The following is a 23,226-nucleotide window of genomic DNA, read 5'->3' as shown; positions in this document are numbered from 1 at the left end:
GCGCGTTTTGAATGGTGCAGGCCTGTGCTTGCAAAAAACCACGCAAGTCTAAATGCGATCGGGAAAACCCATGTAGTCCTCTGAGGTCATTGACAGAGAAATGTCGCCTAACTGCATTCCCGTTGTCGATAGCGGTGGCAACGGTCTGCGAAGACCGGTGCAACAACTGCTCATGAAATTGTTGTTTTGTTGCAAACCTCAGGGTTGTAACTAATGTTTCATCTTCGCTTTGTTTAATGACTTCAGTCCCGGACGGGGTCGAGCTTTGAAGCCTGACATTTCCCGCACTGCAAGGACTTTCTCATTTTCATAAACACAGTAAACAGCATGAAACGAACATTCCTCGCCCTTGCCGCTTTGACCGCCTCTGCCGGTGCCATGGCCCAATCTAGCGTCACCGTCTTCGGCGTGGCCGATGTTTCGGTGGCTCATATCTCCACCTCCACCAAAAGCGTGTCCGGTCTGGCCAATGGCGGCAACTCCAGCAGTCGTCTGGGCTTTCGCGGTGTGGAAGATCTGGGTGGCGGCCTGAAGGCTGGCTTCTGGCTCGAGGGCAGCTTGAGCGTGGATGACGGTACGGCTTCCGGCTTCAAGTTTGACCGCCGCTCTACCGTCAGCCTGCTGGGCAACTTCGGTGAGCTGCGTCTGGGTCGCGACAAGACGCCGGCCTACCAGAACCTGGAAACCTTTCACGCTTTTGGCGACACCGGCATGGGTGCCATCAACGGCCACAACCTGATCACCAGCACTGGCGGTACCGCCGAAGGCTCCAACCCCAAGCGTGTCTCCAACGGCATCAGCTATCTGCTGCCCAAGCTGGGCGGCGTTTACGGCCAAGTGACGCACAGCTTCGGCGAGCAGTCTGGTAGCAGCAGCCTGGCCAGCAACACCGGCCTGCGCCTGGGCTATGCCAACGGCCCCGTGAATGTGGCCGCAGCCTACGAAATTTCCCGAGGTGGTAGCGCCGCAGCTGGCGTGGACTACAAGACCTTCAATATCGGCGCCTCCTACGACTTTGGCGTAGTCACTCCCATGCTGCTGCTGGCATCTGATCGCGGCAACGACAAGCGTGTGGATCTGTACAGCGTGGGCGTGAAGATGCCTCTGGGCGCTGGCGAGTTGCGTGCCGCCTACACCTGGTACAAGGACAAGAAGCAAAGCGATGTCGACTCTCAGCGTCTGGCGCTGGGCTATGGCTACAAGCTGTCCAAGCGCACTGAAATCTATGCGGCAGTGGCACGCATGAGCAATGACGACAAGGCCAGCCGCAAGCTGGGTTCTTCGCTGAGCCCCACGCCAGTGGTTGGCAAGAGCCTGACAGGCTACGAAATCGGCCTGCGCCACAACTTCTAAGCGCGTCAGCGTTGCTGAGGTTGCTGCAATCGATGCAGCGGCCTCTCATGCACGCAGAGCTTGCAGAGCTTGCAGAGCTTGCAGGGTTTGGCCTCCGGGTGGGGAAGCCTTCAGACTCAAGCAAGCGGCCCCGCATCAGCGGGGCCTTTTTTTATGGAGACGATGCCGCGCTTGGCTGCGTCGCTCTCTCAATCCGCGCGCAGATCCAGCACACAGCCGTCGCCAATGCTGTCGCGCCAGACGCGGATTCTGCTGGGGGCGGGTTGCAGATCAGACAGGGCGTTGGCGATGAAGAGGCAGAGGTTCTCCAGCGTGGGCTTGCCCAGACCGGGAATTTCGTCGAGAAAGTGATGGTCGAGCTGGTCGCGCAGCAGCTCAAGGCGCGCGCGCAGGTGGCCGAGGTCGATGACCATGCCGTTGTCGGCATTGCGGGGCCCCGTCACGCTGACTTCGGCGTGATAGGTGTGGCCGTGAATGCGGCGGCTGCTCTCGGTCTCGATAGCGCGCTCCAGCGTATGGGCCGCATCAAAGAAAAAACGCTGGTGAACGGTAAATTGCATTTCAGCGAATTCCAGTGAGCTTGTGAGTCTGAAGACTCAGACGCCATTTGGGACGCTGCATGCTTTGCTCAATACATGTGGCGATATTGCTGGCCTGCTGGACGTTGTCCATGGGCTGCAGAAAGTAATGGTTGAATTGGGTGCTGGCCTCAATGGCTTCCAGATCAAACGTGGGCTGGGGCCAGACCAGTTTCAGCTCCTGACCGCTGCGCTGAATCCAGTCGGCACCGGCCTTGGGGCTGATGCACAGCCAGTCAATGCCTTGCGGTGCAGCCACCGTGCCATTGCTTTCAACAGAGATGCGAAAGCCGCGTGCGTGCAGAGCGGCAATCAGCGCTTCATCGACTTGCAGCAAAGGCTCGCCGCCGGTCAGTACCACCATGCGGTGCTGGCTGTCGCTGGCGGGCCACTGGGCCAGAATGCGCTCGGCCAGCTCATCGGCTGTCGTGAACTTACCGCCCAGCGTGCCGTCGGTGCCGACAAAGTCGGTATCGCAGAACTGGCAGATGGCGCTGGTGCGATCTTGCTCACGGCCAGTCCACAGATTGCAGCCTGCAAAACGGCAGAACACGGCAGGCGTGCCAGCCTGGCCGCCTTCGCCTTGCAGGGTATAGAAAATTTCTTTGACGCTGTATGTCATCGTTGGATCCAAAATTCGCACACCCCAAGTCAGAAACGCCAGGCAAGAGCCGCTTTGCGGCAATGGCGTTGTCTCCCTTGGGGGAAGCGGCACAGCCGCTCAAGGTATCAATTACACCGGGGTATAGGCCAGACGCACGTAAATAGGGGCATAGGCCTCGGCCTGGGTGATCTCGATCAGCGTTTCCTTGGCCAGCTCCAGCATGGCGATAAAGGTCACGACCAGCACGGTCGAGCCTTTTTCGGGGTTGAAGATGCGCTCGAACTCCACAAAGCGCTGGCCTTGCAGCTGCTTGAGGATCTGGCTCATGTACTCGCGTACGGATAGCTCTTCACGCGTGATCTTGTGGGTCTGCACCAGCTTGGCACGCTTCAAAATGTCGCGCCAGGCTGCTTGCAGCTCTCCGATCTCCACATCCGGAAAGCGCGGCTGCAGGCTTTGCTCAATATGAACCGTGGCCTTGAGAAAGTCGCGTCCATACGTGGGGACTTGGCCCAGTTGCTGGGCGGCGAGCTTGATCTGCTCGTACTCCAGCAGGCGGCGCACCAGCTCGGCGCGGGGGTCTTCGGCTTCTTCGCCGCCTTCCTGCTTCTTGGGCGGCAGCAGCATGCGAGATTTGATCTCGATGAGCATGGCGGCCATCAGCAGGTATTCAGCGGCCAGCTCCAGATTGCGACCGCGCACCTCATCGACATAAGCCATGTACTGGCGCGTGACGTCCAGCATGGGAATGTCGAGGATGTTGAAGTTCTGCTTGCGGATCAGGTAGAGCAGCAAGTCCAGCGGGCCTTCAAAGGCTTCGAGAAAGACTTCCAGCGCTTCCGGCGGGATATACAAATCCTGCGGCAGCGCAAACAGTGGCTCGCCATACAGGCGTGCCAAAGCCACCTGGTCGATCACCGAAGGTGTCGAGTCAAGTGTGTCCGGGCCTTGGCCCGGCAACAGTGCCTGGTCTTCAGCCTCGCTCATTGCTTGCTATGAAATATAGAGCTGAGAGCGCTTGATGTATAAGCGCAAGAGGCTGGTTTCATTGAAGAAGAATCAGGAGTGGTTGGTCTGGTAGACGTAGGGGTTTTGCTCCACGCGGCCAGCGCGCAGATCATCCCAGACCTCGGCGCTGATGTTCTTGTCCCACAGCAGGGCGCGGCCAGCCAGCTGTTGCTGCTCCAGCTCGGGCTTTTGCTTCTTCAGGTCGTTGATGAAGTTGGTGGTGTCGGAACGGTAGTCGGGGCGACGGAAGAAAGACATATTCGTAAAACCTCTCAGATCCTTGGATTTTAGCCGGTCGCGGGCGAAAGCCGCTTGAGCGGCTATTTCAGATCGTTGAGGCAGACCTGTGCGAACTCCTTGCAGTCGTCGGAAGCCAGCGGCGAAGCGATTATTTTCTTCAGCACGGCGGAAAATTCGCCCGGTCCGACGGGGCTGGGGTCGCCGCGCTGAAAGTCTTCGTCCACGCCCATGGTGCGGTCCAGCCAGCCGATCACCTGGACGCTTGGCTGGCGCTCCAACGATGCCAGCAAGGCTGGGGTGTAAGCCGCCATGGGATGCTCCTCGATCAGGCTGCCGAACGGACCCGGACCGCCGTAGTCCAGCTCGGGATAGGTTTCAATCAGCGCCAGGATATGGGGCAGAACCTGCTCCAGCGCAGCGGCCTGCAGGGTCTCCAGATGCTCATAGACGGGGTCGATGATCAGCCACTTGTCTTGTTGCTCATGGGCGGCCTGGGCGGCGCGGGTGAATTGAGAAAACAGTTGCTCGATGGTTGTGCTCACGAGGGATGGCTCCGTTTTTGACAAGCGTTTACGAAAGCGTGTGCAGCACGGCTGCGCATGCTGTCAGAATTCGCATTCTGTCTGGCAATCGTGAATGATTCATGCCCATGAAACTATTTTCCCGTGTGACTGCTGCGCTAGCTGCTGCTGCGATCAGCGCTCTGGCCCTGGTCGGCTGCGATGAGCAAAAGATCAAAGAGCTGGAAGAAGGCCTCTCCACCGAAGCCGATGTGCGCGCCCAGTTTGGCGAGCCCGAGCGCGTCTGGAGAGAAGAGGATGGCTCGCGCACCTTTGAGTACAACCGCCAGCCAGCCGGTGCCAAGAACTACATGATCACAATTGGCACTGACGGCAAGATGAGCGCTCTGCGTCAAGTGCTGGCCCCGCATGTCTTTGCCAAAATTGTGCCGGGCATGGATGAAAACGCGGTGCGCCGCATGCTGGGCAAGCCCGCCAAGATGATGACCTTCAAGCTCAAGCAGGAAACGGACTGGGACTGGAACTACATCGATCCGCCCACCCGTGAGATGCAGTTCACCGTCACCTTCGGCCCCGATGGCCGGGTGTTGCGCAAGCTGAACCGTGAGCGCCTGCCTGACGAGCCGCGGGGCTGATCAACGCTGGCCGTTTGCCGTGGCTGTCCCAGCCATTGCCCAAGCCATGTCTGCGTGATTGCAGCCATGGCTTTTTTCATGGTCTCGCCATGCGCGATGCTTTGATTTTGATAGCTGCTAGCGCTTTATGCGTAAGCACCAGACAGCTAAAAAGCTTGAAAAAACCATAAGAAAGTCAGTCGAGAAAGTCCTTAAAGAATTGTTGCGTTGCAGCAAATGATGAGCGCAGAGCATGGCTTCATTCGTAAAATTAAGGGGTTACCCGGTGTTATCCGCGCCGGTTGGCCTCTGGTCTTTATCGAGACTCTGGGCGCTTATTTGCTGTCTTATCTGACATGTCCACACCGCTATCTTCCCCCGCCCGCTCAGGCCTGGTCAGCAGCGTCGATGCTGCTGCTGCTGCTGCTGCCGCCGCCTCAGGCCCAACTTTGCGCCATGGCCGCTTTGAGGATGCGCAGGCACTCTTCACAGGCTCGCTGTTTGTCTCCATCACCATGATGCTGTTTGCCCAGGCGGGACTGCTGACGGGCAGCACGGCGGGCATTGCGTTCTTGCTGCATTACGTGACGGGGCTGCCGTTTGGTGCGACTTTCTTCGTCATCAATATTCCGTTTTACTGGTTCGCGTGGAAGCGCATGGGGGCAGAGTTCACGATCAAGACCTTTATCTCGGTCGCCATGCTGGCGCTGATGGCTGACGTGGGGCCGCGCTTTATCCATATCGACTACCTGAACCCGCTGTATGCCGCCGTGGCCGGTGGCCTGCTCATGGGCTCGGGCTGCCTGTTTCTGGCGCGCCACCATTCCAGTCTGGGCGGAGCGACCATCGTGTCGCTCTATCTGCAAGACCGCTACGGCATTCGCGCCGGCAAGGTGCAGATGATGATTGACTGCACCGTGGTGTTGCTGGCGCTGGCCGTGGTGCCCTTAGAGCGCGTGGCGTACTCGGTGCTGGCGGCAGTCATCATGAGTATGTTTCTGTGGATCAGCCACCGCCCCGGTCGTTATCAGGGCAATTGAGCTTGCAGGCTCTCAAACAAAAGCCCCGCCACGGTGCCAACCGGGCGGGGCTTTTTTGTGACCGGCGGATATCAGGCGACGGTAATCGTCTTCTGTGCGCTCAGCGTCTGACCTTGCTCATCTTTCCAGAACATGTTCAGCTCGCCGCTTTCACGGGCGAGAAAGGTGAACTCGATATAGGGGTTCTGAGCAATCGAAATACCGGGCTCCCAGCTGAACAGCAAGGTGTTGCCCAGCTTGGCTTCAAAGCGGTTGACGATATTGCGGGGACGTACTTTGCCAGTGGCAGGGTCGGTGCGCAGGCCGCTTTCCATCACATGTTCCATCTGTGCGCGCACGCGCAGCACTTCGCCCTTCTTGGGGTTGGCGTTGCTGACCCAGACGCGAGGGGGTTTGCTCATCTAAATTCCTTTTCGTTCGTGCATCCGTTGTGATTCGGGTGTCGCTATACCTGAAACCATAGTGGGCCTGAAGCCAGCAAGCGCCGCGCAAAGGCCGCCCTGCTGCGCTGGCGCTGTCCCCCTCTGGGGGAAGGCGCGAAGCGACTCAGGGGGAGTCGTTGGTTTACATGCCGCAGCCGCTGGCGGCTACGGTAATTGCCTGCTTGGCGACCAGTACTTTGCCGCTCTTCATGCGTGCCATGGCGTGCACGGTTTGCGACTGCGACAGGCGAATGCGGATCGCCGCCTCAGCCGTGCCTGCCGCTGCCGTGAACTGCATGCGGCAGGACAGGGGCGAGGGGTTCAGCTCGGCTAGCACTACGATTTCTTCGCACCAGTCCTGCTCTGTGATGGGCAGTGTCACCTTGACCTTGACGGGCACGGCGCTGGGGTTGTCGGCCAGCACGGGGACATCCAGCAGCAGGCCTTCGGATTGCGGCGTGGCCTTGCCGGTGAACTGGGCGATCTGTTTTTGAAACTCGACTGGGTTAGGGGCCAGAGGCCCGACCAGCGGCGCCTTTGCCTGCGCCAGAGCCGTCGCAGGCAGGGCCAGAGTGGCTCCTGCGGCCGCTGCGCCCAGAACCAGACTTCTACGGGTGGTGTGGTTGAACATGTCTCTTCTTTTATCGAATGCCGCTTGCAAGCAAACAGCGGTTAAAACTGGCGCTCGTACTTAAGAGGCGTTAACTCCACCCAGTAAACCGAAGGTTTACGGTTCAGACGAGGCGTGAAGCCGCAGGCAGTACAAGCGTACGACAAGGCGAAACAACGACGTCTCAAGGGTGGTGTTAGCGTCTCCAAGAGGAGCGAGCCAGAGCCGCGTAGCGGCTCAGCAGATCAAGTGCCTAAGAAGTCACTGAACTTGCTATTGATCCAGGCAAAGTCTTCCTTGACCAGATCAGGCGTGCGTACATCCATGTCGATCTGGGTCTGGTTGACCTGACCGTTGGTGTCCACCTCGTATTCAAACTTGACCGAGATTTCTTCCTGCGGGTCGCCGTTGACCATCATGTAGCAGAGGTTGTCGGGCAGGCGGGCCACGACTTCCTTGCCGGACACGCGCTCGGCAATGTTCTGGGCAACGATCTTGCCGATGAAGTTGGCCACATGGCCGCTTTTGGGGTAGTGGCCGAACTGGGGTGAGATGGCACCCATCAGGTCACCGACAAAGTACACGCGGTCATCGCTCTTGGCGTGGAACAGGCGGTTGTGCATGTCGGCCCAGCCTGTGGGCTTGCCGGTGGTGGCGTCTTTGCCAATCAGGTCGGCCTTCCAGACCATGTCCGCCGCCTGGTGCGGTGGCATGAGGATGGCGTCGTCAAACTTGAAGTCACCGGCAGCCGTCTTAATCTGCTTGTTGAAGGGGTCGACTTCCTTGACGCCTGCATTGGGCACGTGGGTGATGATGTCCGGGTACAGCTCTTCAAAGGCCTGCTTGTAGCCCACGCCGATGGGCGCTAGCTTGGGCTTGGGGTCGAGGATGACGATCTTGCCGGGGATCTTGTTTTTCTTGATGTGCCAGGCGATCAGACAGGCGCGCTCATAGGGCGAGGGCGGGCAGCGCTGGGGTGGTGGTGGCAGCGTCATCACCAGTGTGCCGCCCTTGAAGTTCTTGACCTTCTGTTTGAGCGACAGCATCTCCTGATTGGGGATGTAGGCGTTGGGGAAGTGCGTGCGCGTGTACTCAATGGCGCGCTGGTCGTTGCCAAACCAGGCCTCGTAGTCATTGCGAATGCCGCCCGACAGAATCAGAAAGTCGTACTCGATCAGGCCGTGGCCGGTGCGCACCAGCTTCTTGTCGCGCTCAAAGCCCATCACCTCGGTCTGCAGCAAGGTGTAGCCGTACTGGTTGGCAGGGTGCAGCATGTCGCGGTTCACAAAATCGGTGCCCACGATATCGACCAGCCATTTGTTGCTCATGGGGCCGGACCAGAATGTGGCATTGCGCTCCAGCAGCACCACATCAGAGTTCGGGATCAGCTCGCGCAGATAGCGCGCAGCCGTCATGCCGCCCCAGCCACCGCCGCAGATGACGATGCGCGGGCCTTTGCCTTTGCGCGGCAGTATAGGCGACTGGCTGCTGATGATGCCTGGCGCGGCCATGGCAGAACTGGTCAGAGTGCCCAAGGCACCGGCTGCGGTACCCAGTGTCAGCGCGGAAGGGGTTATCAAAAAGTGGCGACGTTGCATGTCGTAAGACTCCTTATGGATGAGCACCTGCAGGCGACGAGGTAGTGCTGATGGCACGGCATAGCCTCGCTTGGGGCGATGGTTAATGAAGACAAACGCATGCCTGCGGGCAGCTGGCGCAGAGCTTGCGGCAGCCAGGATGTGCAAGAAAAAAGAGTCTTTCTGAGCCGTCACGCGGCATCAGCAACAGCGGGTGTCTTACAAATTGTAGGGGGCAATGTTATGGGGCAGACAAGGCATAACCCAGTGCTGCACTGCAGTGAAGTTGCAAAAAGCTAGCGTTCAGCGCTTTATCTGCATGAAAAATCAGGCCAAAGCATTACGAAATCAATGCATGAATAGCGCATGCAGCTCATGTTTTTGATGGATCGAACGATCCGGGACCGCCTCTACCGAGCAGAAGTAGTGGCCAATTAACAGTGCGCTCAGGCCCGGCGGCCCAAGGTCAGCATCAGGACGGCACCCAGCACAATGCCTGCGATGGCTGGAAAACTGGCCCATGCCAGTGTGCTAAGTCCCGTCAGGCCCTGACCAATCGAGCAACCGGCTGCCAGCACGCCGCCAAAGCCCATCAGCAAACCGCCACCCGCGCTGGCTCCCAGGCGGCCGGTGGATTCAAAACCTTCCCAGCGAGTGGTCCGGCTCACCAGGGCTGCGATAAAAGCACCGGCCAGTACGCCTGCCGTGAGCGCCAGGCCAATACCGGCCTCGCGGCCCACCGACAGTTGCAGGTACAGCATGCTCTCGGCAATCGGGCCGATAAAGCTCAGCGATGTGAGCTTGGCCGGCTCGAACTCGTCCACACCGATATGCGCGGTAATCCACCACCCAGCAGCCACCAGCAGGCCGATGAGTACTGCGCTGATGAGTTGTACCGGGCTTTGGCGCAGTGCTGGCCGCAGCAGTGCAAAGATCGTCAGCAGCACGGCGGGCGCAAGCGCCAGCAGCAATCCATTCACAGAAGAAAGATAGGCGGGCAAGGTGGAGTGAACCAGCGTGATGGGCGCAAGCGCCTGCAGCCACAGGCGCACAGGCGTCAGCACACCCGTCATCGCCAGCTGCGCGCCCAGCGCCAGAAACACGAGGGTGACCAGAGAACGCAGGTTGCCGCCCGCCAGCAGTACCAGTGAACGTGCACCGCAGGCACGGGCCAGTACCATGCCCGCGCCAAACAACAGGCCGCCGACCAGCACCGCAATCACGGAAAATCCGGGGCGTGCAATGGCCGCTAGGCCCAGGTCCACCATGCCCAGCGCCTGCAGCCCTTGCGATGCGAGCAAGGCCACGGCCAGTGCGAGCGCAAAAGCCTGCAGGGCGGGCGCTGTGCCGGCGGCAACCTCAGAGTCTTGCCTCAGTTGCTGGCGCAGCCCGCGCAGCAAACAAAACCGCCCCAGCCGCGCAGCCACGCCAAACGCCATGCCCAGAAAAAAGATAGACCACAACAACATATGAGTTGAAATTTAGTTGCACAAAGCATCGGCAGATGCTTGCAATGGGCGTGCTACATGTAAGGGCCAACAAGCAAGGGCCGCCCCGCAGCGATGTTGGCGTCCCCCTCCCGCGAAGCGAGAGAGGGGGGAAGGCGCGTCAGCGCCTCAGGGGGAGCCTCAGTCACCCACCCCAGATATCCGCACTGATCGCCTTGTACCAGGCCGATCCGTAATCGGCCTCGGCCTTGCGGAAGGCGGCATTGCCATCGATGGGGCTGACGCCGCCAGAGTCGGGCACTTCGATCAACTTGCCTTCTTGCGACCTGTAAACACCGGCGACCGAGATGCCGTAGTCATTGCCAATCAGGCTGTAGCAGGTGTTGGCATAGGCCGCAATGGGCAGGGGCTGGCCCGTCAGCTCGGCAGCGATGGCGGCAGCTGCCACCTTGCCTTGTGTGTTGGCGGCAAAGCCGGACTTGGGCATGGGTGCAGCAATGGTGGCATCGCCCAGCACATAGACATCCTTGACCAGAGTGGACTCAAACGACTCGGGCTTGATGGGCACCCAGCCGCTGGCATTGGTCACGCCTGCACGGTCGGCAATAAAACCGGCCTTTTGCGGTGGGATGACGTTGAGCACATCGGCCTTGTGCTTGGTGCCAAAGGCGGTTTCCACTTCCAGATTCTTGGCGTCCACACGCGTGACTTTACCGTCATCGGCCTGCTTGACCCACTCGATCATGTCGCCGTACAGCGCCTTCCAGCCCTGAATGAACAGGCCTTGTTTGGAGAACGCGTCCTTGTCGTCCAGCAGCAAAATTTTGCTCTTGGGCTTATGGGCCTTCAGGTAATGCGCCACCATGGCTGCCCGCTCATACGGGCCGGGTGGGCAGCGGAAGGGATTGGCGGGGATCACCATCACAAACTTGCCGCCGTCTGGCATGGCTTCCAGCTGCTTCTTCAGCAACTGGGTCTGCGGGCCGGCCTTCCACGCGTGGGGTGCCAGTTGTGATACAGCCTCGTCATAGCCTTCGATCGCATTCCAGCGCATATCGATACCGGGCGACAGCACCAGCTTGTCATAGCTCAGCACCTGGCCGTTCGACAGCAGCACGCGGCGAGAATCCGTCAGCACATTGTCGGCACGCGCATGCACCACGTTCACGCCCGCTTTGCGCAGGCCGTCATAGCCGTGACCGATGCTTTCCCAGCTGCGCAGGCCAGCCAGATACAGGTTGGAGAAGGGGCAGGTGTAGAAACGCTCGGCAGGCTCAACCAGCGTGACTTGAACATGGGGCGCAAACTGGCGCAGATAGCGCGCGGCGGTGGCGCCACCAAAGCCGCCCCCGACGATGACTACATGGGCCGAGGCAGCCTTGGCCTGAACGAAGGAAGGCAGAGCCAGGCTGGCAGCACCCGCAGCCGCGCCACCGATGATTTGACGACGATTGATCTGCATTTAGCGGCCCTTCTTGCTGAACCACTGGGCCAGCGCTTTGAGTTGTTCATCGTCATAGCCCTTGGCCAGACGGGTCATCACGGTGGCATCCTTGGCGGTGCCGGCCTTGAAAGCCTGCAGTCGCTGCAGCAGGTGTGCTTCAGGCAAGCCACGCAGCGTGGGAATGCCGCCGGTAGATCGGCCATCAGGCCCGTGGCAGTTGGCGCAGCTGGCTGCCAGCACAGCGACATCCTGCGCACGCAAAGTGGTTGTGGGCGTGGCAGAACTTGCCAGTGCTGGCAGTGGTGCAGCCATGGCTAGCGCCAGCCAGAGCACGGGGCGTGCAGAGGTAAGCAAAGATTTCGATCGCATGGGGCCTCCCTGTTTTCTGCGCAGGTGGCGCAGGATTATTTAGAACCGCTGATACGACCCGGTAAACCCTGAAGGCGTGCGCGTGAGACACGACCTATCAAGAGTCGTTTCAGCGGTTCTTGTGAGCTCGATGCTTGTGTGTGGCCATTGTTGTATGTAGTGAATGCAGGGCATTCTTTGGGCCAGGGTGCGGCAAGCACAGTGAGTTGAGCTGGATTCTAGAAAGCTCAGCGGTTTTGAACAGCGCTATATCCCACTGGTGTAACAGGAAGTTGTTGGTTATTTAGTTATGCCAGCCGCTTGTGCTTGTGTATGCCTCGTCTATGCGTACAGCAGGCATGAAAAAACCGCATAATGCTATTAAATAAGTAGCTTAATGCGGTTATTTTGAATGGGCTACAGCCTGTTTTGTCAAAATTCAGGCTGAATGACAGAAGGCGGAGCAACCGGCGTTACTGTGGCCGCTGGTGCCGGTGTTTCCGCAGGCATTGCAGAAGAATTGGCCGAGTCGCGGTAGCGAATATTCACGCCGCTGCTGTCACTGATACCGGGCTTGTCGTCATCCATCAGCGCATCTGCCGCTTTGCCAACGCCCTTGCCCACTATTTTGGCCGTGCCAATGGCGGCATCGGCTGCCAAACCCACGGCGCCCGCCGTCACGCTGACGGCCGCACTGGTGACGGCCACGACAGCACAGCCCGACAGCGACATGCACAAAAAAGCGCCTGCAAACAAGGTGCCAATGGAGCTTGGTAAGGCGCGAACCAACGCCGGGACGGCACGCAAGGGCCGCCCCGCAGCGAGGCTGTCGTCCCCCTCCCGCGCAGCGAGAGAGGGGGAAGGCGCAAAGCGCCTCAGGGTGTGTCGCATCAATGAATCCGCATGCCGGGCTGCGCGCCGGGGAAGGGTTCCAGCACATAAATGCCGGGGTGGGCCTTCTCATCCGCGTGGCTGGCAGCCAGCACCATGCCTTCAGACATGCCGAACTTCATCTTGCGCGGGGCCAGATTGGCCACGGTCACAGTCAGCTTGCCCACCAGTTGCTCGGGGCTGTACATGCTGCTGATGCCGCTGAACACATTGCGGGTCTTGGGCTGGCCGTTTTCGTCCTTTTCGCCCACGTCCAGCGTCAGCTGCAGCAGTTTGGTCGAGCCTTCGACGGCCTTGCATTCCAGAATCTTGGCAATGCGCAGGTCGATCTTCATGAAGTCGTCAATGCCAATGGTTTCAGCCAGTGGCTCGCCACCAGGGGCGTTGGGGTCGATCACGGGCTCGGCCTTCTTGGCGGCTTTTTTCTCGGCCTTGACGGGCTCGGCTGCGGGAGCGGCTTGGCCTGCCGGTGGCTCAAACAGTGATTCCAGCTGCTTGGGGTCCACGCGCTGCATCAGGTGCTGGTACACGCCGATCTGGTGGCCTTGGCCCAGGGGCTTGACCACATCGGCAAAGCTCTCGGGCGGCACGATGAGGAAGTTGGCCACTTCGGCGGCCACGGCAGGCAGGATGGGCGACAGGTAGATGGTCAGAATGCGGAAGGCTTCGATGCAGGTCGTGCACACATCGTGCAGGCGTGCGTCCATGCCTTCCTTCTTGGCCAGTTCCCAGGGCTTGTTGGCGTCCACATAGCTGTTGACCTTGTCGCACAGCGACATGATGTCGCGCGCAGCACGGGCGGTGTCGCGGGCTTCGTACGAAGAGACGATGGAGGCTTGCTGCTCGCGCAGCGCGGCCAGCAAGGTCTGGCCGTCTTCGGAAACCTGGCCCAGCTTGCCTTCAAAGCGCTTGCTGATAAAGCCTGCGGCGCGGCTGGCGATGTTGACGTACTTGCCGATCAGGTCGGAGTTCACGCGCAGCATGAAGTCTTCGGCCGTGAAGTCGATGTCTTCGTTCTTGCCGTTGAGCTTGGCGCCCAGGTAGTAGCGCAGCCACTCGGGGTTCATTTGCAGCGACAGATACTTGAGCGGATCCAGGCCGGTGCCGCGGCTCTTGCTCATCTTCTCGCCGTTGTTGACGGTCATGAAGCCGTGCACGCAGATCTTGGTCGGCGTCTTGCGGCCGCTGAACTTCAGCATCGCAGGCCAGAACAGCGTGTGGAAGGTGATGATGTCTTTGCCGATGAAGTGGTACTGCTCCAGATCGGGGTCGGCCATATAGGCGTCAAAGTTCTCGCCACGCCGGGTCAGCAATTCCTTGAGCGATGCCAGATAGCCCACGGGCGCATCCAGCCAGACATAGAAGTACTTGCCCGGCGCATCGGGAATCTCGATGCCGAAATAGGGCGCATCACGGCTGATGTCCCAGTCGTCCAGGCCTTCGCTGGTCGATCCATCGGGGTTGGTGCGCACGCCAAACCATTCCTTGATCTTGGCGGCGACTTCGGGTTGCACATGCTTGCCGTCTTGCGTCCACTCGGTCAGGAACTCCACAGCGCGTGGGTCGGACAGCTTGAAGAAGAAGTGCTCGGACGACTTCATCACCGGCGTGGCACCTGACAGGGCCGAGAACGGGTTGATGAGGTCGGTGGGCGCGTAGACCGAGCTGCAGACTTCGCAGTTGTCGCCGTACTGGTCTTTGGCGTGGCAACGGGGGCACTCGCCCTTGATGAAACGGTCGGGCAGGAACATGTTCTTCTCGGGGTCGAAGAACTGCTCGATGGTGCGGGTTTCGATGAAACCGGCCTTTTTCAGGTCCAGATAAATCTGCTTGGACAGCTCGTGGTTAGCCGGGCTGTCGGTGTTGCTCCAGTTGTCGAAGGCGATGTGAAAGCCGTCGAGGTAGGGCTTGCGGCCAGCCGCAATGTCGGCCACAAACTGCTGGGGCGTTTTGCCGGCTTTTTCAGCGGCAATCATGATGGGGGCGCCGTGGGCATCATCAGCACCCACGAAGTTGACCGCGTTGCCCTGCATTCGCTGCGCACGCACCCAGGTGTCGGCCTGGATGTATTCCATGATGTGGCCGATGTGGAAATTGCCGTTGGCGTACGGCAGGGCGGTGGTAACGAAGAGTTTGCGTGCGGTCATGAGGGAACAGCTTTCACAGAGAACCTGCCATTCTAAAAGGGCTTGGCTCCAAGCTGCGGGAATGGGGTTTGCGGATGGGCTGGATGCCAATGGCTGGCACCCCGAATACTTTTATTTTGATAGCTTCTAGCACTTGATTTCATTGGGTTTCAGGCTGAAATCAATCTGATTTCTATGAATATCAGGCGCTAGCCGCTTTTATTGAGATAGCGCCGGCATCAACGTACCGATGGCCCTTTGTTGCGGTACATGTCTTGATCGGCCATTTTGAGCAGGCTCTGGGCATCCTGCGCATCGCGCGGGTAGATGGCCTGACCAATGGATGCGCCGACGGTGACGGCTTCGCCTTCGGGAAGGTCTTGCAGCGTGGTCAGCGGCTCTTGCAGCGCCAGGTCAATCTTCAGGCGCACAGCCTGTACCTGCTCTTCATCAGAGACTCCGCGCAGGATGATGACGAATTCATCACCCCCCAGGCGCGCGACCACATCGTCGGGGCGCAGCAGGTTGCGCATGCGCAGTGTGACTTCGGCCAGGGCCAGGTCGCCGTTGTCATGGCCCCAGCGGTCGTTGAGGGGCTTGAAGCGGTTCAAGTCCACAAACAGCAGGGTGAACGGGGCGGCGTGTTCCTGGCCCGGCAGGGGGCGGGTGAGGGTGCTCAGAATATGCTGCAAAGCGCTGCGGTTGCTGGCGCCGGTCAGCGGATCGGTGAACAGGCTGTGGCGCATGCGGTGGAAGTTGTGGGCCAGCTCTCCAATCTCATCGCGGCGCTGCACTTCAATGGGGGTGTCGATTTCGCCCTGGCCCACGCGGCGCACGGCGCGGGTCAGCGAGCGCATATCGTTGGCCACGGCGCCAAAGATGCGGGTGCCGATGAAGGCCGCCACGATCAGCGCCAAAAGGCCCAGACCGCCCACCAGCATCATGTGGCGGTATACGCCGGCCAGCATGTCTTTGTGCGGCACGGCGACCACGGCTATCCAGTCCTGACCGGGCCCATTGCTCAGGCGGCGGTAGGCGATGCGGATTTTGTGGTTGTCGGCATCTTCCAGCAGGGCCGTGCGGGGGACATCGTCAGGGGTGCTGGTGTGAAAGACGTCCTGAATTTTTTCATAAACGGCCTGAATCAGCGGGTCCTGGCTGTTGGCGGCGCTCATGCGCTCCATCTTGCCGTCGGGGCGACGGTGGATGTTGGGCATGCCGGTGGCGGCGATCAGGGCGCCATCGGCTTCAATGATGAAGGCTCGGCCGTGCTTGCTCAGGTGCAGCTGGTCTACAAAGTCATTGAGGGCTTTGAGTGAGATGTCAGCGGCCACCACGCCTTCGAGCTTGCCGTGGGGCGAGAGAATGCGGCGGGCGCGGGTCAGCACCAGGTCTTGAGCGCTGAAGTCGATGTAAACCGGCGTCCAGATGGAGCCGGCAGATTCGGCGGCGAGCTTGAACCAGAGGCGCTGGCGGGGGTCGAAGAGTGTGCTTTCGGTGTATTCGTAGACGGGCTTGGCGTGGCTGCCGGTCACCTTGAAATAGCTGCGGTGGTCGTTGGCCAATGTTTTGAGACGCAGCTGCCCCAGCGCTGGCTGCAGGCGCTTGAGGGCGATGCCCTGACCTGCCACGTTGCCGTAGTAGACATAGTCATTGGGCTGGGTGTGCAGCGAAGTGGCCATCCACAAGCGTGAGACCAGCGGCTGAACATGCTCGCTGATGTCTGAGTACACCGGCTGGCCGCTGGGGAAAGCCGCCTCAAGCACGGCGCTTGAGCTGTGCAGGTGCCTGTCCACAATGAGGGCGATGCGCTCAGCTTTTTCCTCCATCACCTGCTCGGACAACGCGGACACCGTGTTGCTGCCCGTCCAGTACCAGAGCATGCCCAGCGCCGAGGTCAACAGCGCAATCAGAGCAATAAAAGGCAGGATGAGCGAGAGCTTGAGCGATGAGGAGCCGCGAATGGGCTGAGGTGGCGTGGTCACTGGGAAGGTGGGGTGTATGTCATAAAAGTGAAACAAAGTGTCTCACACATAATTTGCAGGCTACAAGACGGGTTCTCACGCGGTTGGCTGCGCTTGCGCCCAGCCAAAGAATCGGGCGATATCTTCCCTGCGGGCCATGGCATCTTTGCGGCCCAGTGCCATCAGTTCACGGGTGTAGCCCTGCTCAAATAGCAGGTAGCTGGCCAGCGCGCCATCGCGCAAAGGGGCTTCAGGGCTTGATCCTGCGCTCATGCGTACGCCCAGCGTGGCCAGCAAGGTGCGCACGGGAAGGGGCAGTTTGTCGATGTGGCGGGTGGCAATGTCGTCAATGCGCTCGCTGGGGGTGATGGCCAGCACCTCAACGGGGCGCAGGCGGCTGTGGATGCGCTCGGCTGGTGAGATCAGGCTCAAGGTGTGGTTGATGCGCTCGGCACGTTCAATATCTACTGCCAGGGTGTCCAGAAAAATGCTGGACAGGGCATGCCCGGCCACCTGGGCCAGCGTGGGGTAGCTGGCATCGGCCTGCGGCGGGCTGGTGGTGGGCTCATGCCGACGGCCCGCACCGACGACCAGCAGTTTGTTGGCCCCCAGATGAATCACGGGCGCGAGGGGCGCGGTCTGGCGCATGGATCCGTCGCCAAAGTATTCAAGATGCCCATCCATGGGCAGCGGCATGGCCGGAAAGATAAAGGGCAGGGCCGATGAGGCCAGCAGGTGATCGCCGGTGAGCAGGGTCTGCACGGCCTTGCGCTGGTCGCGAATCCAGGGGCTCAGGCACTCGCGGGTCTGAAAAAAGGTGATGTGCTGGCCGCTGCTGTAGCTTGATGCCGTGATGGCCAAGGCATGCAGATGGCCGCTTTCTATCAGTTGGGGAATGCGCTCGAAAGGCATGAGATCGCCGCTCATCAGCGCTTTGAGCGGGCTGTTGTCCAGCAGCGAGCGGGGGCGCATGCGGCTCCAGCGGGCCAAAGCCCAGCCCAGCGACAGCAGCGTCAACCAGTGTGCGCCGCTGCGCAGCACGCTCAGCGAGTCGGCTTTGTAGATCTGTTCGGTGTGCATGTGGCCCCAGACATGGGTCATGCGCCGCACGGCGGTGTCAAAGGCATCGGCATGGCAAGCGAGTGCTGCAACATTGATAGCGCCTGCCGATGTTCCCGCAAGCACGGGGAAGGGATTGGGGCCATGTTGCAGGCCCTGTTCACGGCGCAGGGCGGCAATGGCTTGCAGCACGCCCACCTGATAGGCGGCGCGGGCCCCGCCACCGCTGAGCAACAGCCCGGTCGGCCCGATGCTGGACGCCGGGCCTGTGGAGTTTTGCCGATCGACGTCGGCAAGACTGGGAGGGAAGGTGGGTGAGAACTGCTCTGCCGCCATGCCTGCAGTGTGCCCGGATTGGGCTGCAGGCGGTAGACCGGGGTGGCAGAGCCAAGTGCGGTGTTAGCTCTTCTTGCGGTTTTTGGCGATCAAGGTTGCCATGGATTTACCGTTCAGCACCACCACCTGGTTCTGCGCAGCCCAGCTGGATGCTTTGTCGCCCAGCGGCTGCAGCGCCACATAAATGGCCAGATCGGCCTGTTGCTTGGCTTGTGCCGCCTGCAACTCGCGCAGCGGCTCCACGCCATGGGTGGCGGCCTTCCAGCGGCGGGCGCTGACCACGCTGGTCTGGCCGTTGCGGCTCAGCAGCAAGTCTGCTCCGGGCAGGTTCAGGCGCTGCACTTCATATCCCTCGGCTTGCCATGCGGTTTGCAGCTGGGCGCTGAAGTCGGCCCAGCTCTGCGCGGCAATGACTTGCTGGATCTCTTCCATCTGCGCCGGGCTGGGCGCGTTGATCTGTCTGTAGAAGGCGATACAGCCCACGACAAAAAACGGAAATGCGCCCAGGGCGGCAAAGGGCGATATGTCCTTGGGGAATAGCGCTAGCGACGCCAGCACCACAGCGGCGCAGATCGCAAAGCTGATCCACCAGCGCGAGCGCATCAGGACTGCAAACAGGGAGTTTTCGGCCATCTTCAGTTTCACGGGCTGTCTCTCAAATTTTTGGCAAAGGGTTGCATTGTCTCTTGTGCGCAGGGGTTGGGCGGCTTCGCTAGACTATCCGGCATCGAAGAAACCTCTGGAAAACTGAAACCCATGGCTGTTACAGAACAAGCGCTGCTGAGCGCATTCGCTGGCGTGCTCGATCCGCACACAGGCAAGGACTTTGTGAGCACCCGTGCCCTGCGCAACCTGCAGATCGTCGGAGATGACGTCTCGTTTGACGTGGAAATGGGCTACCCCGCCCAAAGCTTGCACGCAGCCCTGCGCAGCGCGTTCATCGCCGCGGCCAAGTCCGTGGCCGGTGTGGGCAATGTTTCGGTCAACATCACCACCAAGGTGGCATCGCATGCCGTGCAGCGCGGTGTGCAGCTGCTGACGGGTGTGAAGAACATCATCGCCATCTCGTCCGGCAAGGGCGGCGTGGGCAAGAGCACGACCACCGCCAATCTGGCGCTGGCGCTGGCCGCCGAAGGCGCGCGCGTGGGCATTCTGGATGCCGACATCTACGGCCCCAGCCAGCCCATGATGATGGGCGTGTCGGGCAAGCCCGAGAGCCATGATGGCAAGACCATGGAGCCGCTGGAGAACTACGGCGTGCAGGTCATGTCCATCGGTCTGCTGGTCAACAACGACCAGGCCATGATCTGGCGCGGCCCCATGGCCACGCAGGCGCTGGAGCAGATGCTGCGCCAGACCAACTGGAAGGATCTGGACTATCTGTTCGTCGACATGCCACCCGGCACGGGCGACATCCAGCTGACCCTGGCCCAGCGCGTGCCCATGACCGGCGCCGTGGTGGTGACCACGCCCCAGGACATCGCGCTGATCGATGCCAAAAAAGGCGTGCAGATGTTCGAGAAGGTGGGCGTGCCCATCCTGGGTCTGGTCGAAAACATGGCCGCTCACGTTTGCACCAACTGCGGCCACGTGGAGCACATTTTTGGCGCCGACGGCGGCAAGAAGATGGCTGGCGAGCAGAACATCGACTATCTGGGCGCGCTGCCTTTGTCGCTGCAGATTCGCCTGCAGGCCGACAGCGGTAAGCCCACCGTGGTCGCCGAGCCCGAGAGCGAAGCTGCGCTGGTCTACAAAAAGGTCGCCCGCGATCTGGCGGTGAAGGTGGCGCTCAAGGCCAAGGACTTCTCCAGCAAGTTCCCCACGATCACGGTGAGCAGCAACACCTGATGAACCTGCTGACCTCCCTGCGTTATCTGGTGGCACTCAATGAGCACCGCCATTTCGCAAGGGCGGCGCAGGCTTGCCATATCACGCAGCCTGCACTGTCCAACGCGCTCAGGGCGCTGGAGGCCGAGTTTGGCGCGGTCATCGTCCGACGTGGCCGCGTGTTTGGCGGGCTGACGCCTGAAGGCGAGCAGGTGCTGGCCACCGCGCTGTCCATGCTCAAGGCCGAAGAGGCTTTGCGCCAGGACCTGAGCGTGGGGGCCGGTCAGCTCAAAGGCAAGCTGCGCATGGCCGCCGTGCCTACGGCCATGCCCATGCTGACGCGCTTTGCCGCGCTGCTGCGTGCCCAGCATCCGGGCATCACGCCCATGGTGCTGTCCATGAGTTCGCTGGAAATTGAAACCGGGCTGGAAGACCTATCGCTTGATTTGGCGCTTGGGTACAGCGACCGTTTGCTTGCGCGGGAGAGTGCCCGAATTACCGTCTGGCCACAGTACCAGGAGCATTATTTTCTGCTCAGCCTTGCGACTGAAAAATCAAGCCAAAAAGCCGTCAAGTGGGCGCAGGCCGCCAAGCTGCCGCTATGCCTTTTGACGCCTGATATGCACAACCGCCTGATCGTGGACCAGAGTTTCAAGGTGGCAGGCTGCGAGGTCAGCGCCGCCATGGAAACCAATTCCGTGCTCAGCCTGATGATGGCCGTCAGCGATGGCGGCCTGCACAGCGTGCTTCCCGGGGCACTGGTCGCAACCTTGCCAGAGGCCGCTGCACTGCAGGTGCGGCCATTGATAGCGCCCCAGGTGCATACGGCGATTGCCTTTTTGACGCAGCCCAAAGAAACCGCCACCCGCGCCCTGTTGGCGGCCATGGCCCTGCTGGAAACCACGCAGTGGCATGAGCAATGTACGCGCTTTGCCGGGGCTGTGCGGGACCGCGCTTGATTCACAGAATGAATCAGCGCATAGCGCTAATGAATTTGACGGGGTAAGCGCTGGGGGCTGAAATAGGGCCAGAGACAAAGGCGCTGCAGCGCCTGCATAAAAAGGCCACCCCATGCCCCATGAAAAAACCGTGCCGCTGGCCCAGCTTGCGCCGCAAAAGCTAAGCACCCAACAAGCTGAAGCTCTGAACCACGCGCTGGCGCGTTATGCCAGCGAACCCGGTGGCCTGCTGCCCTTGCTGCATGCCGTGCAGCACTCGCTGGGCTTTATTCCGCGCGCCGCCGTGCCGCTGATTGCCGACGCCTTCAAGCTCTCGCGGGCCGAGGTGCATGGCGTCATCAGTTACTACCCCCATCTGCGTGAGCAGCCCCATGGGCAGACCCTGATTCAGATCTGCCGCGCAGAATCCTGCCAGTCACGCGGCGCTGATGCCTTGCTGGCCTATGCCGAAGCCGCGCTGGGCTGCAAGGCTCATGAAACCACCGCCGATGGCTGTGTGACGCTGGAGCCCGTGTACTGCCTGGGTCTGTGCGCCCAGTCGCCCGCACTCATGGTCAATGAGGTGGAGGTTCATGCCCACCTCACGCCGTTTAAGCTGGATGCATTGCTGCAGGATTTAAAGTCAAAATCGGATGTAGCGCTTATGGATAAAGCGCATGCAGCTATTGAATCAGGAGTGGAAGCCGTACGCATCTATGTCCCGCGCGATGCCGCTGCGCTGGCCGTAGGCGCTGACGAGGTAGCCCGCGTGCTGGCCGAGGAATGCGCGGCGCGCGGCCTGCCTGTCGAGCTGGTGCGCAATGGCTCGCGCGGCCTGTTGTGGCTGGAGACGCTGATCGAAGTGGAAACCGCGCAAGGCCGCGTGGCCTATGGGCCGGTGACGGCCGCCGATGTGCCGGGCTTACTGGATGCCGGCCTGCTGCAAGGCGGTGCGCATGCGCTATGCCATGGCTTGACCGAGAAAATCCCCTATCTGGCGAATCAGGAACGCCTCACTTTTGCCCGCGTGGGAGTGATTGATCCGCTGAGCCTGGCGGACTATGCGGCCCATGGTGGCTGGCAAGGTCTGAAGGCCGCCGCAGCCATGGCGCCCGAAGCCGTGGTGCAGCAGGTGCTGGACTCGGGCCTGCGCGGGCGCGGTGGCGCGGCGTTTCCCGCTGGCATCAAGTGGAAGACCGTGGCCGCTGCCAGCGGTGCGCAGAAATACATTGCCTGCAATGCCGATGAAGGCGATTCCGGTACTTTTGCCGACCGCCTGCTGATGGAGGGCGACCCGTTCTGCCTGATCGAAGGCATGGCGATTGCTGCGCTGGCCGTGGGTGCGACTCAGGGCTATATCTATGTGCGCAGCGAGTATCCGCATGCCATTGCCACGCTGAAAGAAGCCATTGCCCGCGCCAGCGCTGCGGGCTGGCTGGGTGGCAATGTGGCGGGCAGCGGGCGGGCGTTTTATCTGCAGGTTCGCAAAGGTGCGGGCAGCTATGTCTGCGGTGAAGAAACCGCGATGCTGGAGAGCATCGAAGGTAAGCGCGGCATTGTGCGGGCCAAGCCGCCGCTGCCGGCCATCGAAGGTCTGTTTGGCCAACCCACGGTGATCAACAACGTGATCACGCTGGCCACCGTTCCCGTCATTCTGGCCAAGGGCGCGGTTTTCTACCAGGGCTATGGCATGGGCCGCTCGCGCGGCACGCTGCCGTTCCAGATCGCGGGCAATATTGCGCGCGGCGGACTGGTGGAAAAAGCTTTTGGCCTGAGCTTGCGCGCGCTGGTCGAAGATTTTGGCGGAGGCACGGCCACGGGCAGACTGGTCAAGGCAATACAGGTGGGTGGGCCGCTGGGCAGCTATGTGGCACCCGGTGACTGGGACGATTCGCTGGACTACGAAGCCTATGCTGCCAAAGGCAATGTGGTAGGCCATGGCGGCCTGGTGGTGCATGACGATGCGGCCAATATGGCCCGGCTGGCGCGCTATGCCATGGAGTTCTGCGCTATCGAATCTTGCGGCAAATGCACGCCTTGCCGCATAGGCTCCACACGTGGGGTGGAGGTGATCGATCGCATCACCACCAACACCGGCGCCGTGCATGCCGCCAATGTCGCCTTGCTGGAAAGCCTTTGCGACACCATGGTTAACGGCAGCATGTGCGCCATGGGCGGGATGACGCCTTATCCGGTGCGCTCGGCGCTCACCCACTATCCGCAGGACTTCGGCATCGAGTCCGCGCCAGCAGTCATGCCCGTCTGAGGAGAGAACACC

At 60.7% G+C, this 23,226-nt stretch carries 22 protein-coding genes; 6 read left to right on the top strand and 16 right to left on the bottom strand.

Going from position 1 to position 23,226, the window contains the following annotated elements:
* Positions 1-327: 327 nt before the first annotated feature.
* Positions 328-1,353 (top strand): porin, encoded by a 1,026-nt coding sequence (locus RSF91_RS11390; protein WP_332568528.1) that lies wholly within the window; start codon positions 328-330, stop codon positions 1,351-1,353.
* A 188-nt stretch (positions 1,354-1,541) separates the two neighbouring features.
* Here RSF91_RS11390 and RSF91_RS11385 read toward each other — a convergent pair whose 3' ends face one another.
* From RSF91_RS11385 to RSF91_RS11365, 5 genes are all read right to left on the bottom strand, one after another.
* Positions 1,542-1,913: a 6-pyruvoyl trahydropterin synthase family protein gene (locus tag RSF91_RS11385; RefSeq protein ID WP_332568527.1), complete on the bottom strand. Its 372-nt coding sequence runs from the start codon at positions 1,911-1,913 to the stop codon at positions 1,542-1,544.
* Position 1,914: 1 nt separating this feature from the next.
* Positions 1,915-2,553: a 7-carboxy-7-deazaguanine synthase gene (queE, locus tag RSF91_RS11380; RefSeq protein ID WP_332568526.1), complete on the bottom strand. Its 639-nt coding sequence runs from the start codon at positions 2,551-2,553 to the stop codon at positions 1,915-1,917.
* 111 nt (positions 2,554-2,664) lie between these two features.
* On the bottom strand, positions 2,665-3,522 hold the full coding sequence (locus tag RSF91_RS11375; protein WP_332568525.1) for a segregation and condensation protein A: 858 nt from the start codon (positions 3,520-3,522) through the stop codon (positions 2,665-2,667).
* 72 nt (positions 3,523-3,594) lie between these two features.
* On the bottom strand, positions 3,595-3,801 hold the full coding sequence (locus RSF91_RS11370; RefSeq protein WP_332568524.1) for a DUF3460 family protein: 207 nt from the start codon (positions 3,799-3,801) through the stop codon (positions 3,595-3,597).
* Between the two features lie 62 nt (positions 3,802-3,863).
* Positions 3,864-4,325 carry a hypothetical protein gene (locus tag RSF91_RS11365; RefSeq protein WP_332568523.1) on the bottom strand — a complete coding sequence of 154 codons (462 nt, stop codon included), beginning with the start codon at positions 4,323-4,325 and terminating at the stop codon, positions 3,864-3,866.
* Between the two features lie 107 nt (positions 4,326-4,432).
* Between RSF91_RS11365 and RSF91_RS11360 the strand changes: the two genes are divergently transcribed.
* Both RSF91_RS11360 and RSF91_RS11355 read left to right on the top strand, forming a co-directional pair.
* Positions 4,433-4,939: an outer membrane protein assembly factor BamE gene (locus tag RSF91_RS11360; RefSeq protein ID WP_332568522.1), complete on the top strand. Its 507-nt coding sequence runs from the start codon at positions 4,433-4,435 to the stop codon at positions 4,937-4,939.
* A gap of 335 nt (positions 4,940-5,274) precedes the next feature.
* On the top strand, positions 5,275-5,958 hold the full coding sequence (locus RSF91_RS11355) for a YitT family protein (RefSeq protein WP_332568521.1): 684 nt from the start codon (positions 5,275-5,277) through the stop codon (positions 5,956-5,958).
* A gap of 71 nt (positions 5,959-6,029) precedes the next feature.
* Here RSF91_RS11355 and soxZ read toward each other — a convergent pair whose 3' ends face one another.
* From soxZ to RSF91_RS11300, 11 genes are all read right to left on the bottom strand, one after another.
* The gene (gene soxZ / locus RSF91_RS11350) at positions 6,030-6,359 is read right to left on the bottom strand and encodes a thiosulfate oxidation carrier complex protein SoxZ (RefSeq protein WP_332568520.1); all 330 of its coding nucleotides are present in this window, start codon (positions 6,357-6,359) and stop codon (positions 6,030-6,032) included.
* Between the two features lie 163 nt (positions 6,360-6,522).
* The gene (locus tag RSF91_RS11345) at positions 6,523-7,011 is read right to left on the bottom strand and encodes a thiosulfate oxidation carrier protein SoxY (RefSeq protein WP_332568519.1); all 489 of its coding nucleotides are present in this window, start codon (positions 7,009-7,011) and stop codon (positions 6,523-6,525) included.
* A gap of 224 nt (positions 7,012-7,235) precedes the next feature.
* Positions 7,236-8,588: an FAD/NAD(P)-binding oxidoreductase gene (locus RSF91_RS11340; protein WP_332568518.1), complete on the bottom strand. Its 1,353-nt coding sequence runs from the start codon at positions 8,586-8,588 to the stop codon at positions 7,236-7,238.
* A gap of 425 nt (positions 8,589-9,013) precedes the next feature.
* Positions 9,014-10,036 (bottom strand): YeeE/YedE family protein, encoded by a 1,023-nt coding sequence (locus RSF91_RS11335; RefSeq protein ID WP_332568517.1) that lies wholly within the window; start codon positions 10,034-10,036, stop codon positions 9,014-9,016.
* Between the two features lie 163 nt (positions 10,037-10,199).
* A complete protein-coding gene (locus RSF91_RS11330) occupies positions 10,200-11,477 on the bottom strand; it encodes an NAD(P)/FAD-dependent oxidoreductase (protein WP_332568516.1) in 1,278 nt (425 codons plus the stop codon).
* Positions 11,478-11,828: a c-type cytochrome gene (locus tag RSF91_RS11325; RefSeq protein ID WP_369826789.1), complete on the bottom strand. Its 351-nt coding sequence runs from the start codon at positions 11,826-11,828 to the stop codon at positions 11,478-11,480.
* Between the two features lie 411 nt (positions 11,829-12,239).
* Positions 12,240-12,698, bottom strand: coding sequence for a hypothetical protein (locus RSF91_RS11320; protein WP_442878844.1), 459 nt, complete (start codon positions 12,696-12,698; stop codon positions 12,240-12,242).
* Positions 12,698-14,845: a methionine--tRNA ligase gene (gene metG / locus RSF91_RS11315; protein WP_332568515.1), complete on the bottom strand. Its 2,148-nt coding sequence runs from the start codon at positions 14,843-14,845 to the stop codon at positions 12,698-12,700. The genes RSF91_RS11320 and metG overlap by 1 nt, the downstream gene beginning before the upstream one ends.
* A 218-nt stretch (positions 14,846-15,063) precedes the next feature.
* Positions 15,064-16,845, bottom strand: coding sequence for a sensor domain-containing diguanylate cyclase (locus RSF91_RS11310; protein ID WP_332568514.1), 1,782 nt, complete (start codon positions 16,843-16,845; stop codon positions 15,064-15,066).
* Positions 16,846-16,884: 39 nt separating this feature from the next.
* Complete coding sequence (locus RSF91_RS11305; protein ID WP_332568513.1) at positions 16,885-18,183, bottom strand: patatin-like phospholipase family protein; 1,299 nt, start codon at positions 18,181-18,183, stop codon at positions 16,885-16,887.
* A gap of 63 nt (positions 18,184-18,246) precedes the next feature.
* Complete coding sequence (locus RSF91_RS11300; protein ID WP_332568593.1) at positions 18,247-18,816, bottom strand: restriction endonuclease; 570 nt, start codon at positions 18,814-18,816, stop codon at positions 18,247-18,249.
* A gap of 123 nt (positions 18,817-18,939) precedes the next feature.
* Between RSF91_RS11300 and apbC the strand changes: the two genes are divergently transcribed.
* The 3 genes from apbC to RSF91_RS11285 all read left to right on the top strand — a co-directional run bounded on the left by apbC (position 18,940) and on the right by RSF91_RS11285 (position 23,214).
* Complete coding sequence (gene apbC, locus RSF91_RS11295; protein WP_332568512.1) at positions 18,940-20,031, top strand: iron-sulfur cluster carrier protein ApbC; 1,092 nt, start codon at positions 18,940-18,942, stop codon at positions 20,029-20,031.
* Entirely contained in the window at positions 20,031-20,969 is a 939-nt protein-coding gene (locus RSF91_RS11290) for a LysR substrate-binding domain-containing protein (protein WP_332568511.1), read from the top strand. The genes apbC and RSF91_RS11290 overlap by 1 nt, the downstream gene beginning before the upstream one ends.
* 112 nt (positions 20,970-21,081) lie before the next feature.
* Positions 21,082-23,214 (top strand): formate dehydrogenase subunit gamma, encoded by a 2,133-nt coding sequence (locus tag RSF91_RS11285; RefSeq protein ID WP_332568510.1) that lies wholly within the window; start codon positions 21,082-21,084, stop codon positions 23,212-23,214.
* Positions 23,215-23,226 lie beyond the last annotated feature (12 nt).

The sequence above is a fragment of the Comamonas sp. genome, assembly GCF_036643215.1.
GTDB lineage: Bacteria > Pseudomonadota > Gammaproteobacteria > Burkholderiales > Burkholderiaceae_C > Comamonas.
The sequence above is the reverse complement of the archived record's forward strand: the minus strand, read 5'-3'. Positions and strand labels throughout refer to the sequence as shown.

Coding starts and splice junctions, on each gene's coding strand:
- RSF91_RS11390 (WP_332568528.1), top strand. CDS start 328: ATGAAACGAACATTCCTCGCCCTTGCCGCTTTGACCGCCTCTGCCGGT.
- RSF91_RS11385 (WP_332568527.1), bottom strand. CDS start 1,913: ATGCAATTTACCGTTCACCAGCGTTTTTTCTTTGATGCGGCCCATACG.
- queE (WP_332568526.1), bottom strand. CDS start 2,553: ATGACATACAGCGTCAAAGAAATTTTCTATACCCTGCAAGGCGAAGGC.
- RSF91_RS11375 (WP_332568525.1), bottom strand. CDS start 3,522: ATGAGCGAGGCTGAAGACCAGGCACTGTTGCCGGGCCAAGGCCCGGAC.
- RSF91_RS11370 (WP_332568524.1), bottom strand. CDS start 3,801: ATGTCTTTCTTCCGTCGCCCCGACTACCGTTCCGACACCACCAACTTC.
- RSF91_RS11360 (WP_332568522.1), top strand. CDS start 4,433: ATGAAACTATTTTCCCGTGTGACTGCTGCGCTAGCTGCTGCTGCGATC.
- RSF91_RS11355 (WP_332568521.1), top strand. CDS start 5,275: ATGTCCACACCGCTATCTTCCCCCGCCCGCTCAGGCCTGGTCAGCAGC.
- soxZ (WP_332568520.1), bottom strand. CDS start 6,359: ATGAGCAAACCCCCTCGCGTCTGGGTCAGCAACGCCAACCCCAAGAAG.
- RSF91_RS11345 (WP_332568519.1), bottom strand. CDS start 7,011: ATGTTCAACCACACCACCCGTAGAAGTCTGGTTCTGGGCGCAGCGGCC.
- RSF91_RS11340 (WP_332568518.1), bottom strand. CDS start 8,588: ATGCAACGTCGCCACTTTTTGATAACCCCTTCCGCGCTGACACTGGGT.
- RSF91_RS11335 (WP_332568517.1), bottom strand. CDS start 10,036: ATGTTGTTGTGGTCTATCTTTTTTCTGGGCATGGCGTTTGGCGTGGCT.
- RSF91_RS11330 (WP_332568516.1), bottom strand. CDS start 11,477: ATGCAGATCAATCGTCGTCAAATCATCGGTGGCGCGGCTGCGGGTGCT.
- RSF91_RS11325 (WP_369826789.1), bottom strand. CDS start 11,828: ATGCGATCGAAATCTTTGCTTACCTCTGCACGCCCCGTGCTCTGGCTG.
- RSF91_RS11320 (WP_442878844.1), bottom strand. CDS start 12,698: ATGCGACACACCCTGAGGCGCTTTGCGCCTTCCCCCTCTCTCGCTGCG.
- metG (WP_332568515.1), bottom strand. CDS start 14,845: ATGACCGCACGCAAACTCTTCGTTACCACCGCCCTGCCGTACGCCAAC.
- RSF91_RS11305 (WP_332568513.1), bottom strand. CDS start 18,183: ATGGCGGCAGAGCAGTTCTCACCCACCTTCCCTCCCAGTCTTGCCGAC.
- RSF91_RS11300 (WP_332568593.1), bottom strand. CDS start 18,816: ATGGCCGAAAACTCCCTGTTTGCAGTCCTGATGCGCTCGCGCTGGTGG.
- apbC (WP_332568512.1), top strand. CDS start 18,940: ATGGCTGTTACAGAACAAGCGCTGCTGAGCGCATTCGCTGGCGTGCTC.
- RSF91_RS11290 (WP_332568511.1), top strand. CDS start 20,031: ATGAACCTGCTGACCTCCCTGCGTTATCTGGTGGCACTCAATGAGCAC.
- RSF91_RS11285 (WP_332568510.1), top strand. CDS start 21,082: ATGCCCCATGAAAAAACCGTGCCGCTGGCCCAGCTTGCGCCGCAAAAG.